This is a genomic window from Thalassotalea litorea (assembly GCF_005843925.1).
Lineage (GTDB): Bacteria > Pseudomonadota > Gammaproteobacteria > Enterobacterales > Alteromonadaceae > Thalassotalea_A > Thalassotalea_A litorea_A.
The window spans coordinates 173,285-191,217 of record NZ_VCBC01000005.1 but is presented as its reverse complement, the minus strand read 5'-3'; the positions used below and the strand labels follow the sequence as shown (position 1 = coordinate 191,217).

17 protein-coding genes are annotated in these 17,933 nt (G+C 43.4%); 9 read left to right on the top strand and 8 right to left on the bottom strand.

Annotated features, from left to right (window positions below; translation table 11 throughout):
* Positions 1-9: 9 nt before the first annotated feature.
* Genes lpoB through FE810_RS06255 form a run of 3 tightly spaced genes read left to right on the top strand, consistent with a single transcriptional unit; the run spans position 10 to position 1,694 of the window.
* Positions 10-612, top strand: a complete 603-nt coding sequence (gene lpoB, locus FE810_RS06265; RefSeq protein ID WP_138319175.1) for a penicillin-binding protein activator LpoB — start codon at positions 10-12, stop codon at positions 610-612.
* A gap of 29 nt (positions 613-641) precedes the next feature.
* Positions 642-1,112, top strand: coding sequence for an outer membrane lipoprotein (locus FE810_RS06260; RefSeq protein WP_138319174.1), 471 nt, complete (start codon positions 642-644; stop codon positions 1,110-1,112).
* Positions 1,113-1,166: 54 nt separating this feature from the next.
* Positions 1,167-1,694, top strand: coding sequence for a lipocalin family protein (locus tag FE810_RS06255; RefSeq protein ID WP_246036932.1), 528 nt, complete (start codon positions 1,167-1,169; stop codon positions 1,692-1,694).
* A 108-nt stretch (positions 1,695-1,802) separates the two neighbouring features.
* Here FE810_RS06255 and FE810_RS06250 read toward each other — a convergent pair whose 3' ends face one another.
* The 4 genes from FE810_RS06250 to FE810_RS06235 form a co-directional block, all read right to left on the bottom strand.
* A complete protein-coding gene (locus FE810_RS06250; RefSeq protein WP_138319173.1) occupies positions 1,803-2,705 on the bottom strand; it encodes an endonuclease/exonuclease/phosphatase family protein in 903 nt (300 codons plus the stop codon).
* Between the two features lie 61 nt (positions 2,706-2,766).
* Positions 2,767-4,851 carry an ABC transporter substrate-binding protein gene (locus FE810_RS06245; RefSeq protein ID WP_138319172.1) on the bottom strand — a complete coding sequence of 695 codons (2,085 nt, stop codon included), beginning with the start codon at positions 4,849-4,851 and terminating at the stop codon, positions 2,767-2,769.
* Positions 4,852-4,992: 141 nt separating this feature from the next.
* Entirely contained in the window at positions 4,993-5,292 is a 300-nt protein-coding gene (locus FE810_RS06240; protein WP_138319171.1) for a hypothetical protein, read from the bottom strand.
* A gap of 132 nt (positions 5,293-5,424) precedes the next feature.
* Positions 5,425-6,174 carry a DUF4336 domain-containing protein gene (locus FE810_RS06235; RefSeq protein ID WP_138319170.1) on the bottom strand — a complete coding sequence of 250 codons (750 nt, stop codon included), beginning with the start codon at positions 6,172-6,174 and terminating at the stop codon, positions 5,425-5,427.
* Between the two features lie 100 nt (positions 6,175-6,274).
* Here FE810_RS06235 and FE810_RS06230 point away from each other — a divergent pair, with 100 nt between their 5' ends.
* On the top strand, positions 6,275-6,766 hold the full coding sequence (locus FE810_RS06230) for a low molecular weight protein-tyrosine-phosphatase (protein WP_281278327.1): 492 nt from the start codon (positions 6,275-6,277) through the stop codon (positions 6,764-6,766).
* A gap of 93 nt (positions 6,767-6,859) precedes the next feature.
* On the opposite strand, the gene FE810_RS06225 is transcribed toward FE810_RS06230, so the two are convergent.
* A complete protein-coding gene (locus FE810_RS06225; RefSeq protein ID WP_138319169.1) occupies positions 6,860-7,912 on the bottom strand; it encodes a 3-deoxy-7-phosphoheptulonate synthase in 1,053 nt (350 codons plus the stop codon).
* Positions 7,913-8,133: 221 nt separating this feature from the next.
* The gene (ppsR, locus tag FE810_RS06220; RefSeq protein WP_138319168.1) at positions 8,134-8,943 is read right to left on the bottom strand and encodes a posphoenolpyruvate synthetase regulatory kinase/phosphorylase PpsR; all 810 of its coding nucleotides are present in this window, start codon (positions 8,941-8,943) and stop codon (positions 8,134-8,136) included.
* A 143-nt stretch (positions 8,944-9,086) separates the two neighbouring features.
* On the opposite strand from ppsR, the gene ppsA reads away from it, so the two are divergent.
* The 4 genes from ppsA to FE810_RS06200 all read left to right on the top strand — a co-directional run bounded on the left by ppsA (position 9,087) and on the right by FE810_RS06200 (position 15,606).
* Positions 9,087-11,459, top strand: a complete 2,373-nt coding sequence (gene ppsA, locus FE810_RS06215; protein WP_138319167.1) for a phosphoenolpyruvate synthase — start codon at positions 9,087-9,089, stop codon at positions 11,457-11,459.
* Positions 11,460-11,584: 125 nt separating this feature from the next.
* Positions 11,585-14,638, top strand: coding sequence for a D-2-hydroxyglutarate dehydrogenase YdiJ (gene ydiJ / locus FE810_RS06210; RefSeq protein WP_138319166.1), 3,054 nt, complete (start codon positions 11,585-11,587; stop codon positions 14,636-14,638).
* Positions 14,639-14,686: 48 nt separating this feature from the next.
* Positions 14,687-14,974 carry an Rdx family protein gene (locus FE810_RS06205; RefSeq protein WP_246036931.1) on the top strand — a complete coding sequence of 96 codons (288 nt, stop codon included), beginning with the start codon at positions 14,687-14,689 and terminating at the stop codon, positions 14,972-14,974.
* 242 nt (positions 14,975-15,216) lie between these two features.
* Positions 15,217-15,606 (top strand): hypothetical protein, encoded by a 390-nt coding sequence (locus FE810_RS06200; protein WP_138319164.1) that lies wholly within the window; start codon positions 15,217-15,219, stop codon positions 15,604-15,606.
* A gap of 118 nt (positions 15,607-15,724) precedes the next feature.
* Here FE810_RS06200 and FE810_RS06195 read toward each other — a convergent pair whose 3' ends face one another.
* Positions 15,725-16,768: a Leu/Phe/Val dehydrogenase gene (locus tag FE810_RS06195; RefSeq protein ID WP_138319163.1), complete on the bottom strand. Its 1,044-nt coding sequence runs from the start codon at positions 16,766-16,768 to the stop codon at positions 15,725-15,727.
* A 240-nt stretch (positions 16,769-17,008) separates the two neighbouring features.
* Here FE810_RS06195 and FE810_RS06190 point away from each other — a divergent pair, with 240 nt between their 5' ends.
* On the top strand, positions 17,009-17,419 hold the full coding sequence (locus tag FE810_RS06190) for a DUF4826 family protein (RefSeq protein ID WP_212744478.1): 411 nt from the start codon (positions 17,009-17,011) through the stop codon (positions 17,417-17,419).
* A 45-nt stretch (positions 17,420-17,464) separates the two neighbouring features.
* On the opposite strand, the gene FE810_RS06185 is transcribed toward FE810_RS06190, so the two are convergent.
* Positions 17,465-17,926 carry a GNAT family N-acetyltransferase gene (locus FE810_RS06185; RefSeq protein WP_138319161.1) on the bottom strand — a complete coding sequence of 154 codons (462 nt, stop codon included), beginning with the start codon at positions 17,924-17,926 and terminating at the stop codon, positions 17,465-17,467.
* Positions 17,927-17,933: the final 7 nt, after the last annotated feature.

Sequence of the window (17,933 nt, the reverse complement as noted above, 5' to 3'; positions counted from 1 at the left end):
GGAACCAACATGAAAAAGCTAACATTAAGTATGATTAGTATCGGTTTATTGCTCACACTCGGTGCTTGTTCAAATAAGGCAACGGTCAGTTATGGCGATGCACAGGAAGTGGAAACCACGGATTTGAGCTTCGGATCAACGGATCTGCAAAAGATAGCAACAGAAATGACCGATTCTTTAATCGCATCTGCAGCGGTCGATGAGTTGGTTAAAGACGGTCGTCCAGTGATGTACGTAGAGCGGATCAAAAATAAAACCTCTGAACATATCGATACGGAATCGATTACCGACTCGATTTCTACGAAATTATTACGCTCAGGTAAGTTCCGGTTTGTCGATATGTCGCGGGTTCAGGACGTGACTAAACAATTAGAGTTTCAAAATGATGGTGGTTTGGTCGATCCCAGTAAAGCCGTACAGTTCGGTAAACAAACCGGCGCAGAATATATGTTGTATGGCAACCTTTCGAGTATTGTGAAGTCAAACAAAGACAAGTCTGACGTGTATTACAAATTTACAATGCGTTTAATGGATCTTGAATCTGGTATTGTTGAATGGGCTGACGAAACAGAAATTCGGAAAACCAAAGAGAAACAAGGCTGGAGTTGGTAAAGCTTGGGAAGCATAAAGAGGGTCGGTGTATGAAACTTGTGATTGTCTGGGTTAGCTTGGTGTTAATGATATTTAGCTACCCGCTTTACGCCCAGTATGAAAGGAACAAGGCGATCCCTGTCGAAAAAGTGTTGTTTGGCCAGGTCCTCAGTGTTCGTGATATTTCCCGAGAGGAACTGGTAGAAGACCGAGACCATGGCTGGAAAGTGTTCGGTGGTGCATTAATCGGAGGCGCTATCGGCAATCAGTTTGGCGGTGGCAGTGGTCGGGTGGCTACCACAATTCTCGGTTCTATTATTGGCGGTAGTATGGCGTCCAATAACAATCCGCAATATCAAAGCCGGACGATTCGGCTGGTAGAGATCATGGTGGAGACCGAGCAGGATGGTCAGTTTATGGTGGTTCAGGATTTCGACCCGTCGATGGTTTTCCTCCAGGATGATTTAGTTCGCATGATCTATTTACAAGGCGGCATCGTACGCTTAGATAAGCAAATGTAACGGAGCGTAAAACACGTGGTACATGCCAATTTGATATTGTCTGCCAGGACTTTGGTGTCTTTGGTTCTCTTGTTTAATATCACAAGTTGCACCTCAATTCCTCAAGGTGTAGAGCCCGTCAAAGGGTTTGAACTGTCACGCTACTTAGGCACCTGGTATGAAGTCGCCAGGTTAGATCACTCTTTTGAGCGAGGGCTGGAGCAGGTTACCGCTCGCTATTCCCTCGATGATAATGGCGATGTGGTGGTGGAAAATAAGGGCTTTGATTCTGTCGATAGAGAATGGTCAAGCGCCGAGGGTAAAGCTAAGTTTGTCGGCAGTGAAAATACGGGTCATCTAAAAGTGTCTTTTTTCGGGCCATTCTATTCCTCCTATGTGATTTCCCATTTAAAGGAAAGCAGCACTGACGGTCAGGAAGCCTATCAAACGGCGTATGTTATCGGTTATGAAACGGATTATGTGTGGATGTTATCTCGCACGCCTGCGGTGACGAAGGCTGAAAAACAAGACTTTATTCGTCATGTTGAGGCTTTAGGGGTTGATGCGGACGAACTCATTTGGGTACAACATCCTTCGCGTTAAGCAACGGGAGCCATGTTAGTTCGTATCAAGCGACGCTAATTCAAGCGACGTTAAAGCAAGCAAGGATAAAGTAAGCGTTATTAACCGCATGCTCGGCTCAGGGAGACATTAAAATTCAATTTCTGCGATGACTGCCTGATGATCACTTAATTTCTCTTTGGAGATACGGTAGCGTTTAAAATTCAATTCTTTTGAAATAATCACCCAATCCAGCCGTTTGTCGTTGTAGGTGGCCAGTTCTTCAGATTCTGGTTGGTAAAGTTTATAGCGGCCTGAGTCGGCAAAGAAACGAATAACTTTTTCAGATCCCAACCAGTCGCTGTTAAAGTCGCCCATGATCACCGACTCTCTTTGACGCTTTTCTAACATGAGTCCCAGCATCCGTATTTGTTCGTCGCGCTTTACCTGGCGTAAAAAATCCAGATGCACAGAATAGATATCAATCTCCAGACATTCTTTATCTTCGGGCATACAGTCCCAACCAACTTTACCGGTAACAAAGCCTTTTTGAGTCGACGGTGGGGTGGGCTTAAAAGAGATTGAAAATGCCTCTCGGATGGGGAGGCGACTCATAATCGCGGTGCCATATGTTCCGAAAAACTTGTCAACATGGGACGCCTGAATGTAGAAATAATAGCCCGCTTTTTTCGCCAGATACTCAACATGATTAAAATCTCCACTCCACCAGGAAGGTGCGTCGGCTTCCTGCAGCGCCACTACGTCAGCCTGTTCTTTTATTAACATGGCGGCAATATCATCGAGGTTTTTCTGGATGGTTGTTTTACTGGTTAAAATTTGACTAAATGCGTCTTTGCGGCCATGGGCCATATTCAATGAAATGACCTTCAGGTAATCCTTATCAATCAACGAAAACTGAATGTCTTTGTTGAGCTGGATGTCTAATGGAACGGCGATGGAAAGCTGGTCATTCGCCTCTTTTGCAAATGATCCGGGAATACAAAACAGGAGATAGCTGAACAATACAATAAAAGACAACCGTTTTAAGGTCACGTTTACCTCACCAATTAGGAACAGGAGAAATTCAGCTTTAAGTCTATTCAATTTGTGACGATTAACCAGAATTGTCGGATTTAATATTCTTCATAACATTGATAATGGGATCCAACACCTTCATCCCAAGCACCGCACAAATCAGGCCAATAAGACCCGGATTCAGGCTGTGGTCACTGTTTAATGCCGGTGGTGTTAAATCACCAAAAAACTCTTTTAAAATGACAAAGAAAACGTAGAAAAGTACCGTCGCCAATAAGGCTTCAATGATAGGTCGTTTTAATCGCGAGAATTGACGATTGGCCACCATATCGCGGTGATATAGCAAGGTTGCACCAAAGGCGATTAATAAAGACCAGATGGGGTTTGAAGGCAGCGTAACATGAAAGAACAGGGGCTGACTCTGCAATCGGAATTTATCGCGATAGAAGCTAATGTCAAAGCCGCCCATTTGCATTGGCGTATGTTTCACCGCAAAACTGCCATCTTCGGCAACTGCCAGATCCAGGATCTCAGGCTCGTTATCGCTGTTGTTTTGCTGGCGAATACGCACTTTATAATTTTTGTTTAACGCCGGTTTATTCACGGTACCAGTAATTAATATGGATCCGGAAAGCAATTGCACAAATCTTCTATCTACGGACGCTGTAATATCATCGGGTTTGACCACAACCTGTTCGCGGTTTTTCAGATTATATTGTGCTTCTTTTTCAAACAAAGTGGCATCGACCATATTGGAAACGAAATCTCCAAAGTGATTAAACCGATATTTCTCATGGGCCAATTGGGTTCGAAAGGTTTCTCTGCTTAATCGTTGCGCCGCGTACACGCGAAAACATACTACTGGATTATTAAGGCACCAGTTTTCTTGTTGCATTGTTTGTTGAAGTGCGGAGTTGATGTTTTCAGGATCGATAAGGCCGTTTAGTGTTTTGCTTACGATTTCGGCCACTAACGCTTTATCTTGGGAATTGAAATCGCGCATTAATTTGAAGGTTAATTCGGTCGCTAATACCGTCGATAGATAGTGAGGCTTACGAGGGTTAAATTGCGCGACTTTATTACTAAACTGACCTTCGTAGAGGTTTAACGTGGGCATTGAGATTAGCAATGAGTCGGCTTTAAGAAATGGATAACTTGACGGTGTGCCAAAGGCATAAAATTTTATGTTATAACCGCCGGACAGTTGCCAGTAATAATCTCTGACGCCCGCCATAGATTTGTCATCAGTGGATGTCGCAAAAATCACCGCATTCGGTTTGTTTAAGGCGCTAGCTTGAGGTCGCGATTTTTCTTTGCCTTGCTGCTGGAATTTTTTTTGCTGGCTCTGGCTTTTTTTCGGTACTTTTTGCGCCAGGGATGAGCAGACAATTTTTTGCTGTTTATAACAACGAAAAATGTTGTTAGGGGCAATACCTTTCCCCTCCAAAGTGGCTACCAGATGCTTAGTTAAGCCTTCGGAGTAGGGATCTTTGCGTTTATAGAAAATATGGATAGAAAATGCGTTGCTTTTATGTGTGGCTTTTTGGTTACTTTGTAGTTTATTCACCACATTCATAACGCGCTTATCATCCGCATGAACCGTTCTGAAAAAATACGGGTAGATGGGCCGTCCCTGATCATCTTGATTGATACTTGAACGGGTTGCCGTTGAGTTAATGATTGGAATATTGGTAGATTCAATCGCCAGCAAATTTAATAATTGTATGGTACAGCCTGACGTTAACGGTCCCAACACTAAACCTATTTGCGACCAGTTTTTTATTTGTTCAAAAGTCGACTGACAATCCAGACTTTTTAGTGGCAGGCGAACAAACTGATATCTGGATTTAAATTCGGTGATGACTTTGCCTGTGCTTAGCGGATTTTCTCCGGTATTGAAAAACTCTTCATCCAGTTGAATCGCTTCGAGAGTGTTATTAATACTGCGGATAAAGATGTCGTTGCCTTGCTGATTTAAATCGTCATCAAAAACCAGAATCTGAATGGTATTGTCCGCTTTGACCGGGAGAGGATCTTGTTTTGCGCGAACGCTTGATGCGAATAGGCCGTTTAACGTGAAAAAAAGAAGTGCAAAATACCATGCCAGTTTTTGCGGAGCTGACATCGAAACAATCAATACCGGTTGTCGGGTAAATCCAAACATTCCCTTAACCACACGCGAACAAAGAAATAGATCTTAGTTTTCAATGCACTGAGCATAGTCGGCAATAAAGGGTTTGCAAGCGGTAGTGTCGTTGAAACTTAACGTAGAAAGCGCCCGACAGAGAACATCGGGCAATAATCACTATTTTGCTTGTTGAATTAACTCAAACATTTCATCACGTTTTACACAGGCTTTTAGAGCGTCACGTTTAAACGCAGAATTTGAAGGCTCAACGCGAGCTGTGGTTACGGTCTGTCCATCACGAGTCGCACTGATCCAGCACTGTTGAGTTTCACTTTTGACTGTGTGTATCTTAACGTCATATAGCGTCGCTAAACGGGCTTCAGGCGCCATATTGCCAGTGACCAGGTGTTCGTTCGTGGCAGTTGCGTTTACCGCAAAAGAAGCCGTTAGCCCGGCTGCAAGAATAATCTTGTACATAATAACCTCGTTAGAATAGGGGAGAAGCCTCCCAAAACGGGGGGCATTTTAGACGTGATGGGTGATTGCACAAGTGAAAGTACGATTCTATTACTTCGGTTAAAATGATGTGAACTCGGCGTTTTAACGGTTTTACTGTAACTTTGACAGTTGACTGTAAAGGCCTTTTGTTAATTCACTACGACGTTCTATCTGCTCTAAAAACTTTTCACAAACACGATTGAATACACCGCCGGCATTGGTTGTAATTAATTCGCCATGACAAAGAAATATCTGCTGAAAGTCCCAACTGTCGACAATTTCCAATGCTTCCTGAGCTTGTTGAGCATTAGTGGTGTACATACGAAACTCGGGTGAAGACATCGGCTTTTCTCTGACACCAAACAACTTAAATAACCACAACATTGATGTTGTAGTTTTCGTCATGTTTTCAATAAAATCGGCAACAATTAGCGTTTTAGAAGGTTTGTGAAGCAAAAGTACTTCTGAGAAAAAACTATTGCCTTGCGTGGTGATCATATCGATATCCGGGCTTAGAAAATTGGCCTGATATCCATGAAGGACATTATCGACTTTTAGCTGTGGACAGCGCTCTTTTAATCCCGGCGCCGCAAATATTTTTGCATCAGGAAACGCCTCAATGTAATCCGCAAGACCTTGATTATGAATTTTATTGGGGGCGATAATCCAGGTAACGGTGCCAAGATCGGCCAATGATTGTTTGATCTGATCAGTTAAAAAGATTGGCGAGTAAATCAATAATTGATTGTTATCAGCTTTGATCACGGCCATTCGGGTTTGCAGAGTCGCTCCGTAAAACTTCACAAAGGTACTGCTGATAAATAGATTTTCACCAAACTGCTTCACGGTTGCGCTCTTCATCGCCTTTATCAATAATGTATCAAGTATAAGCTATGGTGAGAAAAGTCTCTTTGGTTCATAATGTTTTTTATGAAAAAGAGATTTTATTAAGGGGAATCAATTGGCTACAAGTTTGGACAACACGCAGATTCGCTCGGTACTGTTTGTCTGCATGGGCAACATATGCCGAAGCCCAACAGCAGATGCGGTGTTTCGGCAAAAAGCCAAAGAGCAGGGCGTCGATATTGAAGTGGATTCGGCGGGCACCATAGCGTTCCATCAGGGCGAGCCGCCTGATAAACGTTCGCAGCAAGTCGGTGCAGCTCGCGGCTATGATTTTTCCAATATTCGTGCTCGTAAAGTGGTTGGTGAAGACTTTGAACGATTTGATCTGATTGTTGCCATGGACCATGACAATATGGACGATTTACTCAAGCAATGTCCGCAAGACTTACAACATAAAGTTCGACTGTTTTTGGAGTTTGCCGAAGATCGCGCGGAAATCTCCGTACCGGACCCGTATTATGGCGGGAGTCATGGCTTTGAGCACGTGCTAAATCTGGTTGAGGATGCCAGTGATGGGTTATTAAACAAGATTCGTGGTGACGAATAAAAGCCAATATCAAGGGGTTGGTAATACCCCTTAATTGATTTTTAGTAATATTAGATGATTGTGAAAAACGTATGAGTTGTGATGAGCTTGAACTTAACGAGTTGCAACTGCATCCGCGAGAATATCAAGGATCCTTTCGCTTTCCGCCATATCGATACAGGCATCGGTAATACTTTGCCCGTAAGTTAACTGGTCTTCTTTACCGGGTACGACTTTTTGATTACCTGGCACTAAGAAACTCTCGATCATCACCCCAAAGATGGCAGTGTTGTCACTCTTGATTTGCTCGGCAATACTCTGTGCCACTTCGATTTGCCGATTGTGATCTTTCGAGCTGTTACCGTGCGAACAATCAATCATGATTTTTGTGTTGATGTCGGATTGATGTAATTGCTGCTGCGCACCCAGCACATCTTCTTTGTGGTAATTGGGCTGTTTGCCGCCGCGTAATATTATGTGTGAAAACGGATTGCCGTGGGTTTGGTAAATCGACATTTGTCCGCTTTTATCGGGTGAATACAAGACATGCGGGACACTCGCCGCTTTTATGGCGTCTATCGCAATTTTAACATTTCCATCGGTACCATTTTTAAAGCCAACAGGGCAGGATAATGCTGATGCCAGTTCACGGTGCACTTGAGACTCGGTGGTTCTGGCGCCAATCGCGCCCCAACTGATAAGATCAGAAATATACTGACCCGTTACCATATCCAGGAATTCGGTTCCCGCGGGTAATCCCAGTTCGTTGATTTCCATTAACAGACTACGGGCCAAATGCAGGCCTTTTTCGACATCAAATGACTTATCTAGCCATGGGTCGCTGATCAAACCTTTCCAGCCCACAGTTGTGCGTGGCTTTTCAAAATAGACCCGCATGACTATCTGTAATTGATTGCGGTATTTGTCATGCAGTACTTTTAATTGTTTTGCATAATCAATGGCCGCCACGGGATCGTGGATAGAGCAGGGGCCTATGACTACCAACAATCGTTCATCTTTACCGCAAATGATATTTTCTACGGTATTGCGTGAATCGATAATAAAGTTGGCGGTTTCTTCAGACAAAGGGATATCTTCGGCTAGTTGCGCCGGTGATATCAGATGTTCAATCAATGAAGTGCGAAACTCGTCAGTCTTTATGGTCATTGGTTTAGGATACCCTCGTTAAATCAGGCCGCTAACATAGCTAAATTAAATGGATATGTGAAATAGTTTCTATGAATTGCATAGAATAATTTTGTTTATTGTCCAGATATGTGTTCTGTATCCATTTTAATTACGGTAAACACGTCCTTTTAATGTTACTCAACCGATTGCTGTAAAACCAATTTTTTAGCACCGGTAAATGTAAAAGTACCGGCGGATATTCAATATTTGTAACGCTGTAATCCAGTTGTCGATAATATCTTTGCGGATATCTCTTCCACTGAAAACTTCGTAGTGTTTAAGAAGGGAATTTTCTCTTGCTTATAGAGCTTTTCCACTTCGCGAATTTCAAGGCGGCACTGGCGCGCCGACGAATATTTTGAGTTTGCCATACGGCCATTGCGGATATCGATTAGACGATCGGCATCGATGGTTAAGCCAAAAAGCTTTTGTTTATGTTTCATGAGAAAATCCGGCAATCGTAATTCATCAATATCATCTTCGGTAAATGGGTAGTTTGCAGCCTTAATCCCGTATTGAAGTGCCAAATATAGACACGAAGGTGTTTTACCCGAACGAGAAACGCCCACCAAAATAATATCCGCGTGTTCATAATCTGTTACGCGAGTGCCATCATCGTTGGCCAGCGCAAAGTTTACGGCGTCGATTCTATAGTCATAACTGTTTTCATGGATGGAATGGGTTCGATGCGCTTTAGGCTTGGCTCCTATCCCTAATTGTTGCTCTACCGGGCTAATAAAATGTTCCAGAAAGTTATAAATTACCGCGTCACAAGTGTCGATTATTTCTCGCGTTTGCGGATTCACAAAGGTATGAAAAACAAAAGGTTTTAAGCCAGTTTTACGGTACATCTGATTGATTTGTTGTTTCACCTGTTCAGCCTTTTCTACAGATTCGACGAAAGGGATGGTGAAGTGTTCAAATTCTACTGGAAATAATGACAATAGAGCATGTCCGAAGACCTCTGAAGTGATAGCAGTACCATCAGAAATATAAAAAGCTGCGCGCATTTTGTGCTTCCTTGTAAAAACTTACATTATGTGTTTCAGTTAATATATGGGTTGTGTAGAATACCGCTGACTTAAATATAGTATCAACACCTATAGATATAAGTCATTTCGATCCTGTTTCATACTTCTTGGAGAATAATAACGTGCAAGAACATGTACTTTGGTATGAAGACCTTAACATGAATGACGTTGATCGCGTGGGTGGCAAAAATGCTTCCTTAGGTGAGATGATCAGCAACCTTTCCTCTCTAGGTGTTCAAGTGCCATCGGGCTTTGCCACCACCGCATATGCTTTCAATGAATTTCTTGACCAGTCCGGTCTTACCGAAAGAATTTACGCCACATTAGATAATCTCGATGTTGAAGATATTCAAGCACTTAGCGAAGCTGGTGCAAATATTCGTCAATGGATTATCGACACCCCATTTTTGCCGGAGATGCAACATGCTATTGAAAAAGCCTACGGCAATTTAAGCGCAGGTTTTGGGGATGAAGTTTCTTTTGCGGTACGCTCATCGGCAACCGCTGAAGATATGCCGGATGCTTCTTTTGCCGGGCAGCAAGAAACATTTTTGAATGTTCGTGGTTTTGACAATGTCATGATTGCGATTAAACATGTTTTCGCCTCGTTGTTTAATGACAGAGCGATATCCTATCGAGTGCATTCTGGCTATGACCATAAAGGTGTGTCATTGTCGGCTGGGATCCAGCGAATGGTGCGTTCCGATATTGCTTCTTCCGGAGTAATGTTCAGCATAGATACCGAATCTGGATTTGATCAGGTTGTGTTTATCACTTCCAGTTATGGTTTAGGTGAGATGGTAGTGCAAGGTGCTGTTAATCCAGATGAATTTTATGTTTTTAAACCTTCAGTAAGTGAGCAGAAACCGGCGGTTTTGCGTCGTAATATTGGTTCGAAACTGGTGAAGATGGTGTATACCGACGACTTGACCCATGGCAAACAAGTTGAGGTTGTCGATGTCGAACCCGTGCAATCTGACAAGTTCTCGATTACCGATTCTGAAGTTCAGGAATTAGCAAAACAAGCGATCATTATCGAGCAACATTACGGTCGTCCAATGGACATCGAGTGGGCGAAAGATGGTTTAGATGGCAAGTTATATATTGTCCAGGCTCGACCGGAAACTGTACGTAGTCGTGAAAGTGCAAATGTAATGGAACAGTTTCTATTACAAGGGCAATCGAATGTCCTGTGTGAAGGTCGCGCGATTGGTCATAAAATTGGCAAAGGATCGGTAAAAGTTCTCAGCAGTATTGATGAAATGGACAAGGTGCTGCCGGGGGATGTTCTGGTGACTGACATGACAGATCCTGACTGGGAACCAATTATGAAACGGGCTTCTGCCATTGTCACCAATCGTGGTGGTCGCACCTGCCATGCGGCAATTATTGCCCGTGAAATGGGGATCCCCGCAGTCGTAGGTTGTGGTAATGCAACCGATTTGTTGTCCAACAGCACGAAAGTGACCGTGAGTTGTGCTGAGGGGGACACAGGCTTTATATACGATGGCGAGTTAGATTTTGAAGTGAAACGCTCGCAAATTGACAACATGCCTGATATTCCATTCAAAATTATGATGAACGTGGGAAATCCTGACCGAGCATTTACCTTTGCTCGATTGCCTCATAGTGGTATTGGTCTTGCGCGACTTGAGTTTATTATCAATAAGATGATTGGCGTACATCCTAAAGCGTTAATTAATTTCGACTCCCTTGACGCGGGTCTGCAGGAAGAAATCACCGATATTATTGTGGGTTATGATTCACCCTGCGAGTTTTATATCGGTAAGCTAACCGAAGGTATTGCCACGTTGGCAGCGTCGTTTGCCCCGGAGCGCGTCATTGTTCGTATGTCCGATTTTAAGTCGAATGAATACGCAAACCTGGTCGGTGGTGATGTCTATGAACCGGACGAAGAAAACCCGATGATTGGTTATCGTGGGGCATCTCGCTACATCAGTGAAACGTTTCGTCAATGTTTTGCGATGGAATGTGAAGCCATCAAACGCGTTCGCAATGATATGGGATTAATGAATGTTGAAATTATGATCCCATTTGTTCGTACATTGAAAGAAGCTGAACAGGTTATTGAAATTCTTGCGGATAATGGTTTGGTTCGGGGTGAAAATGGCCTAAAAGTGATTATGATGTGTGAGTTGCCATCAAATGCTCTTTTGGCGGATCAATTCCTCGATTATTTTGACGGATTTTCTATTGGTTCGAATGATTTAACGCAATTAACGTTAGGTCTGGACCGTGATTCTGGTCTCGTTGCACATCTTTTTGATGAGCGCGATCCGGCGATCAAATCGTTATTAGAAATGGCGATTCAGGCCTGTAAACGCCGAGATAAATACGTGGGTATTTGCGGCCAAGGACCGTCAGATCATCCGGATTTTGCAGCCTGGTTAATGGAGCAGGGCATTGATAGCGTATCGTTAAATCCCGATTCTGTGCTGTCTACTTGGTTATACTTAAGTGGGAGCGACACCTAACCGTTGATCGAAGTATTCGATAAAAAGCAACCCAAGGGTTGCTTTTTTCTTATTAAATCGATTGTTTTTTAACGGCATTTTTAGCATCATAGGGGCATAATCTCGCTAAAAATATTCTGTTGTCTATGCTGCCGCGCCTTGATGTTGACGATTTAGTTTCACCTTTATATCAAAAGTATCTACAAACCTTAAAATCCAGTGGATACCGGGGAGATATTTCCTGTCAATACAGTGCTAGGTTAGCCGTTGCCACAGACAACAGCGTTTATCAAAAAATACCACAGGCGGTATTACACCCGAAGTCTGTCGATGATATCGGCATTCTGACCTCTCTCGCCAACCTCGAAAAATTTCACGAAATTCAGTTTTCAGCCCGTGGCGGTGGTACCGGCACCAATGGCCAATCATTGACGCCAGGGATTGTTGTCGACTTGTCTCGGCATATGAATCGCATTCTGGAAATTAATGTTGAAGAGCGATGGGTGCGAGTTCAGGCAGGCGTTGTTAAAGATCAACTCAACGAATTTTTAAAGCCCCATGGATTTTTCTTTTCCCCGGATTTATCTACGTCTAATCGTGCAACGATTGGCGGTATGGTTAATACAGATGCCTCCGGTCAAGGCTCGTTGATTTATGGTAAAACGTCCGATCACGTATTGGGTTTAACCAGTATTTTAGCGGACGGTTCGCAATTAGACACATGCGCCATTCCTATCGAAGAAGCGGAAATTAAAGCGTCTTTGGCGACCAAAGAAGGTCAGGTTTATCAAACAGCATTATCAAGTTGCGGTGATAATCGCGACAAAATACTGACTAAGTTTCCTCGGTTAAATCGTTTTCTGACGGGTTACGATTTGGAAAATGTATTTGATCCTAGCTTAACCCAATTCGATCTTGGTCGGCTTATTACTGGCTCTGAAGGGAGTTTAGCAATTGTCGCAGAAGCAAAGCTCAATATCACTGAAATTCCCAATGTCAGAGCGTTAGTCAATATAAAATATGACAGCTTTGAATCCGCACTGCGCCATTCTCCGGATTTAGTAAAAGCAAAGGCGTTGAGTGTTGAAACCATTGATTCGAGAGTGTTGAATCTTGCTAAACAGGATATCGTCTGGCATAGCGTTGAAGATATGATAACGGATGTTCCTGGCACCGAAATGGATGGCTTGAACCTTGTCGAATTTACCGGTTTTGAGCACAGTGAAGTGGCACAAAAGATTGCCACGCTGGAAACGTCGTTAACGGGAGAACGAGCCAAAGCAAAAGGAGTCATTGGTTATCAAGTGACTTACGATCTGGCCAGTATCTCGCGTTTATATGGGATGCGAAAAAAAGCGGTTGGCTTATTGGGGAATGCCAAAGGACAGGCAAAACCCTTAGCGTTTGCCGAAGATACGGCAGTGCCTCCGGAAAATCTCGCGGATTTTATTATCGAATTTCGCGAACTCCTCGATGGCCATAATCTTGATTACGGCATGTTTGGGCATGTGGATGCGGGAGTGCTTCATGTTCGCCCAGCATTAGATATGTGCGACCCAAAACAAGAAGAACTGCTGCGAGATATCTCCGACAACGTGGTTGCGCTCACCTCGAAATATGGCGGTTTAATGTGGGGCGAGCACGGTAAAGGTTACCGTAGCGAATATGGCCCAGAGTTTTTTGGTGATGACTTGTTTATGGAACTGCGCAAGATAAAAACGGCGTTTGATCCCTTAAATAAAATGAATCCAGGCAAAATTTGCACGCCTTTAAAGCGTGACGATACGCTGGTGAGTGTCGATGATAAAAAACGCGGGGGATTTGACCGTCAAATTCCAATCGAAGTACGAGAAGATTTCCCGTCAGTAATGAACTGTAATGGTAATGGCCTGTGTTTTAATTTTGACAGTAAAAGCCCGATGTGTCCGTCCAGCAAAATTACCGCGGACAGGCGTCATTCGCCCAAAGGACGAGCCGGCTTAATGCGTGAATGGCTGCGCTTACTGGCAGAAAAAGGCATTGATTTAAAGAGCCTACAAAATGGCAAAAACCGATTTTCTGTAAAAGCGATGGCTCTGAAAACGGCCAATACCCTGCGCTTTAAAGCTGGGGAATATGATTACTCCCACGAAGTGATGGAAGCAATGTCTGGATGCCTGGCTTGTAAAGCCTGTGCCAGTCAATGTCCGGTAAAAGTGGATGTCCCGGATTTTCGCGCGCGATTCATTGAACATTATTATGGACGCTACTTAAGACCCTTAAAAGATCATTTTGTCGCGCATATTGAAACCCTTGCACCGATGATGGCGAAGTTTCCAAAAACAATAAATACCTCCATAGATAACCCATTGTTTGCTTGGTTTTCCCGAAAAATTCTCGGTTATGAAGATACACCGTTACTATCGGTACCTACGTTGGGGCAACAGACTGAAGATGAAAATTTTGAAGACTTCGATCTTTATGCGTTGCAACAACTGAATCAACAAGACAAACGTAAAACCGTATTGGTAGTTCAAGACCCGTTCACCTCTTTTTATGATGCCGATGTGGTTGCCGACTTTATGCGGTTGATTCGAAAGTTAGGTTATCGACCTGTGCTATTGCCATTTAAACCCAATGGCAAACCGCAACATGTGAAAGGATTTTTATCTAAATTTTCGAAAACCGCCGCCGATAGTGCTGAATTTTTCAATGAACTGCACCAACTTGGAATGCCAATGGTGGGTATGGATGCCTCTTTAGTACTGTGTTATCGCGATGAATATGCTCAGGTACTTGGTGACAAGCGAGGCAACTTTAACGTGCTGCTTAGCCATGAGTGGCTATTTGCTCAGCTCGATTCGCTTGATGACATGCAACCAGTAACGACAACGGGTGTGTTTAAGCTTTTTGCGCACTGCACCGAAAAAACAGCACTGGCAATGAGTGAAGGGCAGTGGCAGAAAATTTTTGAGCATTTTGGTTTGACGCTTGAAGCCGTTAGTGTTGGTTGTTGCGGGATGGCGGGTACCTATGGACATGAAACACAAAATCAGGAAAATTCCCGGGGCTTATTTGAACTGAGCTGGCAAACACCGTTAAAACAAAGCCCAACCGATTTGTTGTTGGCAACGGGTTTTTCCTGCCGTAGTCAGGTGAAACGCTATACCGATAAAAAACTGCAGCATCCGGTTCAAGCGTTACTCAAACGTATCGGTTAGTTAATTGGCCGCACTATCTGGTTCAAACAAACAGTTGAATAACAAATTATGAATAAAATTGAGATCAAATACTGTAGCCAATGTCGTTGGTTGCTTCGTTCAACCTGGATGGCGCAAGAGATCCTTACCACCTTTGATGGCGAAGTCAGCGAATTGACGTTAAAGCCAGGGACCGGGGGAATTTTTGAAGTGATTGCCAATGACGTTCTTATCTGGTCGCGAAAAGAACAAGGCCGATTTCCAGAAATCACCGAACTAAAACAAATCGTTCGTGATGTTATTGCGCCAGATAAATCTCTCGGACATTCCGACAAAGTAAACAAAAAAGTCATCTAAAGGGCTATATGCAATTTATTATATTGCGTGTCAGCGTTATTTGCCTGGTTTGTCGTTAGGTTAGTGCAAGGCATAATTTTCTCATTCTGGTTCGTTGGTGAATTTCCTATTACTGGGCAATTTCGTATTCTCAACATCAACTGGCTAAATAATGAAATTTATCTTTTGCTGTTTATTTACCGCTTTATTTGTATAACCCGAGGCTTCGCTGCTGTGCGACAAATAGTCAGAAGGATGTAATTATGAGCTTTAGTTTCGTTGTCACCGTTACTGCTGTCGCTGCCTTCATTTTAGGGGTGGGGTGGTTATTCTTTGCACCTGTATTGATTCGAAGGTGGGGCATGCAGGTACACAGTGAAACCGTCGTTGTCGGACGTCGTCTTGGCACTGCTTATCTCGGCATTGCGATCATTTTATTGCTAGCCAGGACAGCACCACTTTCGCAGCTACGGCTAGCGATTTCAGCAGGGCTTTTGTTTGCGATGGTTGTGTTGGCGATGCTTGGCGTTAAGGAGTATCAAGCGAAGCGTGTAAATGCCAGTATATTAATCAGTGTGGCATTAGAAGTTTTTCTGACCATTGGATATGCCCAGGTACTCGTCGATGACTTGAAAACATTATCCGTGCTGTGAAGAAATACAGACGGTTCGTAATACCGAATTTCTTGCCGTTTAATCGGTATGAAAATATGAAATAAAAAATCCCGTATCAGCACGGGATTTTATTTAATTGAAGTGGCGACTAATGACGTTATTTATGGCCATTGGCAATAATGTCTCTTGCCATTTTATCCGCGACCAATCCTGTTGGAAGATTTTCTTCATGTGCCTTGCTAAATACTTTCATTAAAGTGTTGTAGATATCTTCAACCAATTTGGTCGCTTGGTTGGCACAGTAGGGCTCTTCACCAATTTCCAATGCGACATTAATGATACCTCCGGCATTTATCACGTAATCTGGTGCATAAAGAATTCCCTGATCCATTAACGCTTGATCGTGACGAGCTTCAGCCAATTGGTTATTGGCGCAACCCGCGATTATGGTCGCTTTAAATTGTGCCAGGGTTTGATCATTTACTGTGGCGCCAAGTGCACAAGGGGCAAATACATCAACATCCTGAGCATAAATTTCGTCAAGGCCAACGACCTTTGCATTCAGTTCTGTTTGGGCTTTATCGAGCGCAATTTGATTGATGTCGGTAACGACGAGTATGGCGCCAGCGCGATGCAGTTTCTCACACAGAGAATAACCTACGCTTCCTAAACCTTGTACCGCAACTTTGATGCCGGTTAAGTCGTCTTTGCCTAACTTAAATTTGACTGCGGCTTTAATGCCTAGAAAAGTGCCGAGTGCCGTAAATGGGCCAGGATTTCCACTTTTACCTTCAAGACCTGAAACAAATTGGGTTTCTTGGTTCACAATCGCCATATCAGCAGTCGTAATATTTACGTCTTCTGCTGTATAGTAGCGTCCACCCAAATTGTTGACCGCTCGGCCGAATGCTTTAAACAGGGCTTCTGATTTAAGCTGTTTCGGATTGCCGATAATTACAGCCTTACCACCACCTAAATGTAATCCAGCCATCGCATTTTTATAGGTCATGCCTCTTGATAAACGCAATACGTCTTTTAATGCTTCATCTTCGTTGGCATAGTCCCAAAATCGGCAACCACCAGCGGCAGGACCTAAGTTTGTATTGTGTACAGCGATAATCGCTTTTAAACCGGTTTGTTCATCAGAGCAAAACACAACCTGTTCGTGGTGATCAAAATCGACGAGATCAAAAAGAGCCACACTTTTCTCCATTTTATTGTTCAGTACAGAGTAATTTACAGAGTTCAAATCTCTGAAAATTTAAGCGGTAAAAATTGCGCGAACAATATCACTTTCACTCGCTTCAGGCCATATATAGCAATAAATTCTTTTTTTTGGATCTGTTCATTTAATACTACAAGCAAATTCGTCATTTTGTACTTGAGATTATCAACATTTTCAGCGAGTATGGGCGAAAATTTTTTCATTATGAGGCCTCGTATGAGCAATCCTGGCGAATTTACCGAAGAACAACGCAGCGCATGGGTGCGTGAACAATACCAAAAAGCAACGAAATACATGGCAGAGAAGGGCATGGTTGTCACTTCGGTTACGACGGAAGATAGCCGTTATATCGCGCCACTATTCGCGGTGTGGAAACTACAGACCAATGAAAAAGAAAATTATTGGGTGATTTGTGGTGATTTACCCGCTGACCATATTCCGGTCGCTGCCGCGATTGATGGTCGTGAAGCCGTAAGAAATTTTGCGATGAAATGGCAATTACAGGCGGAAAATATCGGGCGCGCTGCAAACGAACCTGCACAAGTTGAGTTTGCCCGCTTACTGGTTTCCCGAGCCGAAAGTCTGTATGAGATGTTTGAAGACGAAAGCGTTTGGAAAAACGGCTAATCGTCGACATTCTCAACGCCCAGAGAAACGAAGATTCTATCAAGGTTAATGGCTTAAATAGAATCTTTTAAAATCGATTTCCCGGATGGGACAGGCCATTCGTTGTCTGGGTATTCCGGCTTCCATAAAAACTGCCCCTACTGGGCGGAAGTTATGACTGGCAAAATAGCTGACGGCGTCCAAATCGGAATTGATATACACTTCGTTCAATTGATTCTTTCGGGCAATTTTGACCAAGGCCTGAATGACCTCTTTACCTACCGGACTCTTTCGTTTTGAAATGACCACAGCAATTCGGGATATTTCACCATTGTTGGTGATCCTACCGGTTGCTATGGCTTCTTGGGTTTCTTCATCCACCACCAGAACGTGGTGGGCTTTTCTGTCTTGCTGATCAAATTCTACGTCGTAGGGGATCCGCCGTTCGCAACAAAAAACTTTTTCGCGAACAGATTTTAATTGTCGTTCGGCTTGCTGCCAACGAACAACATTCACTTTGTAGCGCACTACTCAC

Bases quoted from the DNA above. Each gene is read 5' to 3' on its own strand.
- FE810_RS06245 (WP_138319172.1), bottom strand. From the start codon at position 4,851: ATGTTTGGATTTACCCGACAACCGGTATTGATTGTTTCGATGTCAGCT.
- FE810_RS06240 (WP_138319171.1), bottom strand. From the start codon at position 5,292: ATGTACAAGATTATTCTTGCAGCCGGGCTAACGGCTTCTTTTGCGGTA.
- ydiJ (WP_138319166.1), top strand. From the start codon at position 11,585: ATGCTGCCGCGCCTTGATGTTGACGATTTAGTTTCACCTTTATATCAA.
- lpoB (WP_138319175.1), top strand. From the start codon at position 10: ATGAAAAAGCTAACATTAAGTATGATTAGTATCGGTTTATTGCTCACA.
- FE810_RS06190 (WP_212744478.1), top strand. From the start codon at position 17,009: ATGAGCAATCCTGGCGAATTTACCGAAGAACAACGCAGCGCATGGGTG.
- FE810_RS06235 (WP_138319170.1), bottom strand. From the start codon at position 6,174: ATGAAGAGCGCAACCGTGAAGCAGTTTGGTGAAAATCTATTTATCAGC.
- FE810_RS06260 (WP_138319174.1), top strand. From the start codon at position 642: ATGAAACTTGTGATTGTCTGGGTTAGCTTGGTGTTAATGATATTTAGC.
- FE810_RS06225 (WP_138319169.1), bottom strand. From the start codon at position 7,912: ATGACCATAAAGACTGACGAGTTTCGCACTTCATTGATTGAACATCTG.
- FE810_RS06205 (WP_246036931.1), top strand. From the start codon at position 14,687: ATGAATAAAATTGAGATCAAATACTGTAGCCAATGTCGTTGGTTGCTT.
- ppsR (WP_138319168.1), bottom strand. From the start codon at position 8,943: ATGCGCGCAGCTTTTTATATTTCTGATGGTACTGCTATCACTTCAGAG.
- FE810_RS06200 (WP_138319164.1), top strand. From the start codon at position 15,217: ATGAGCTTTAGTTTCGTTGTCACCGTTACTGCTGTCGCTGCCTTCATT.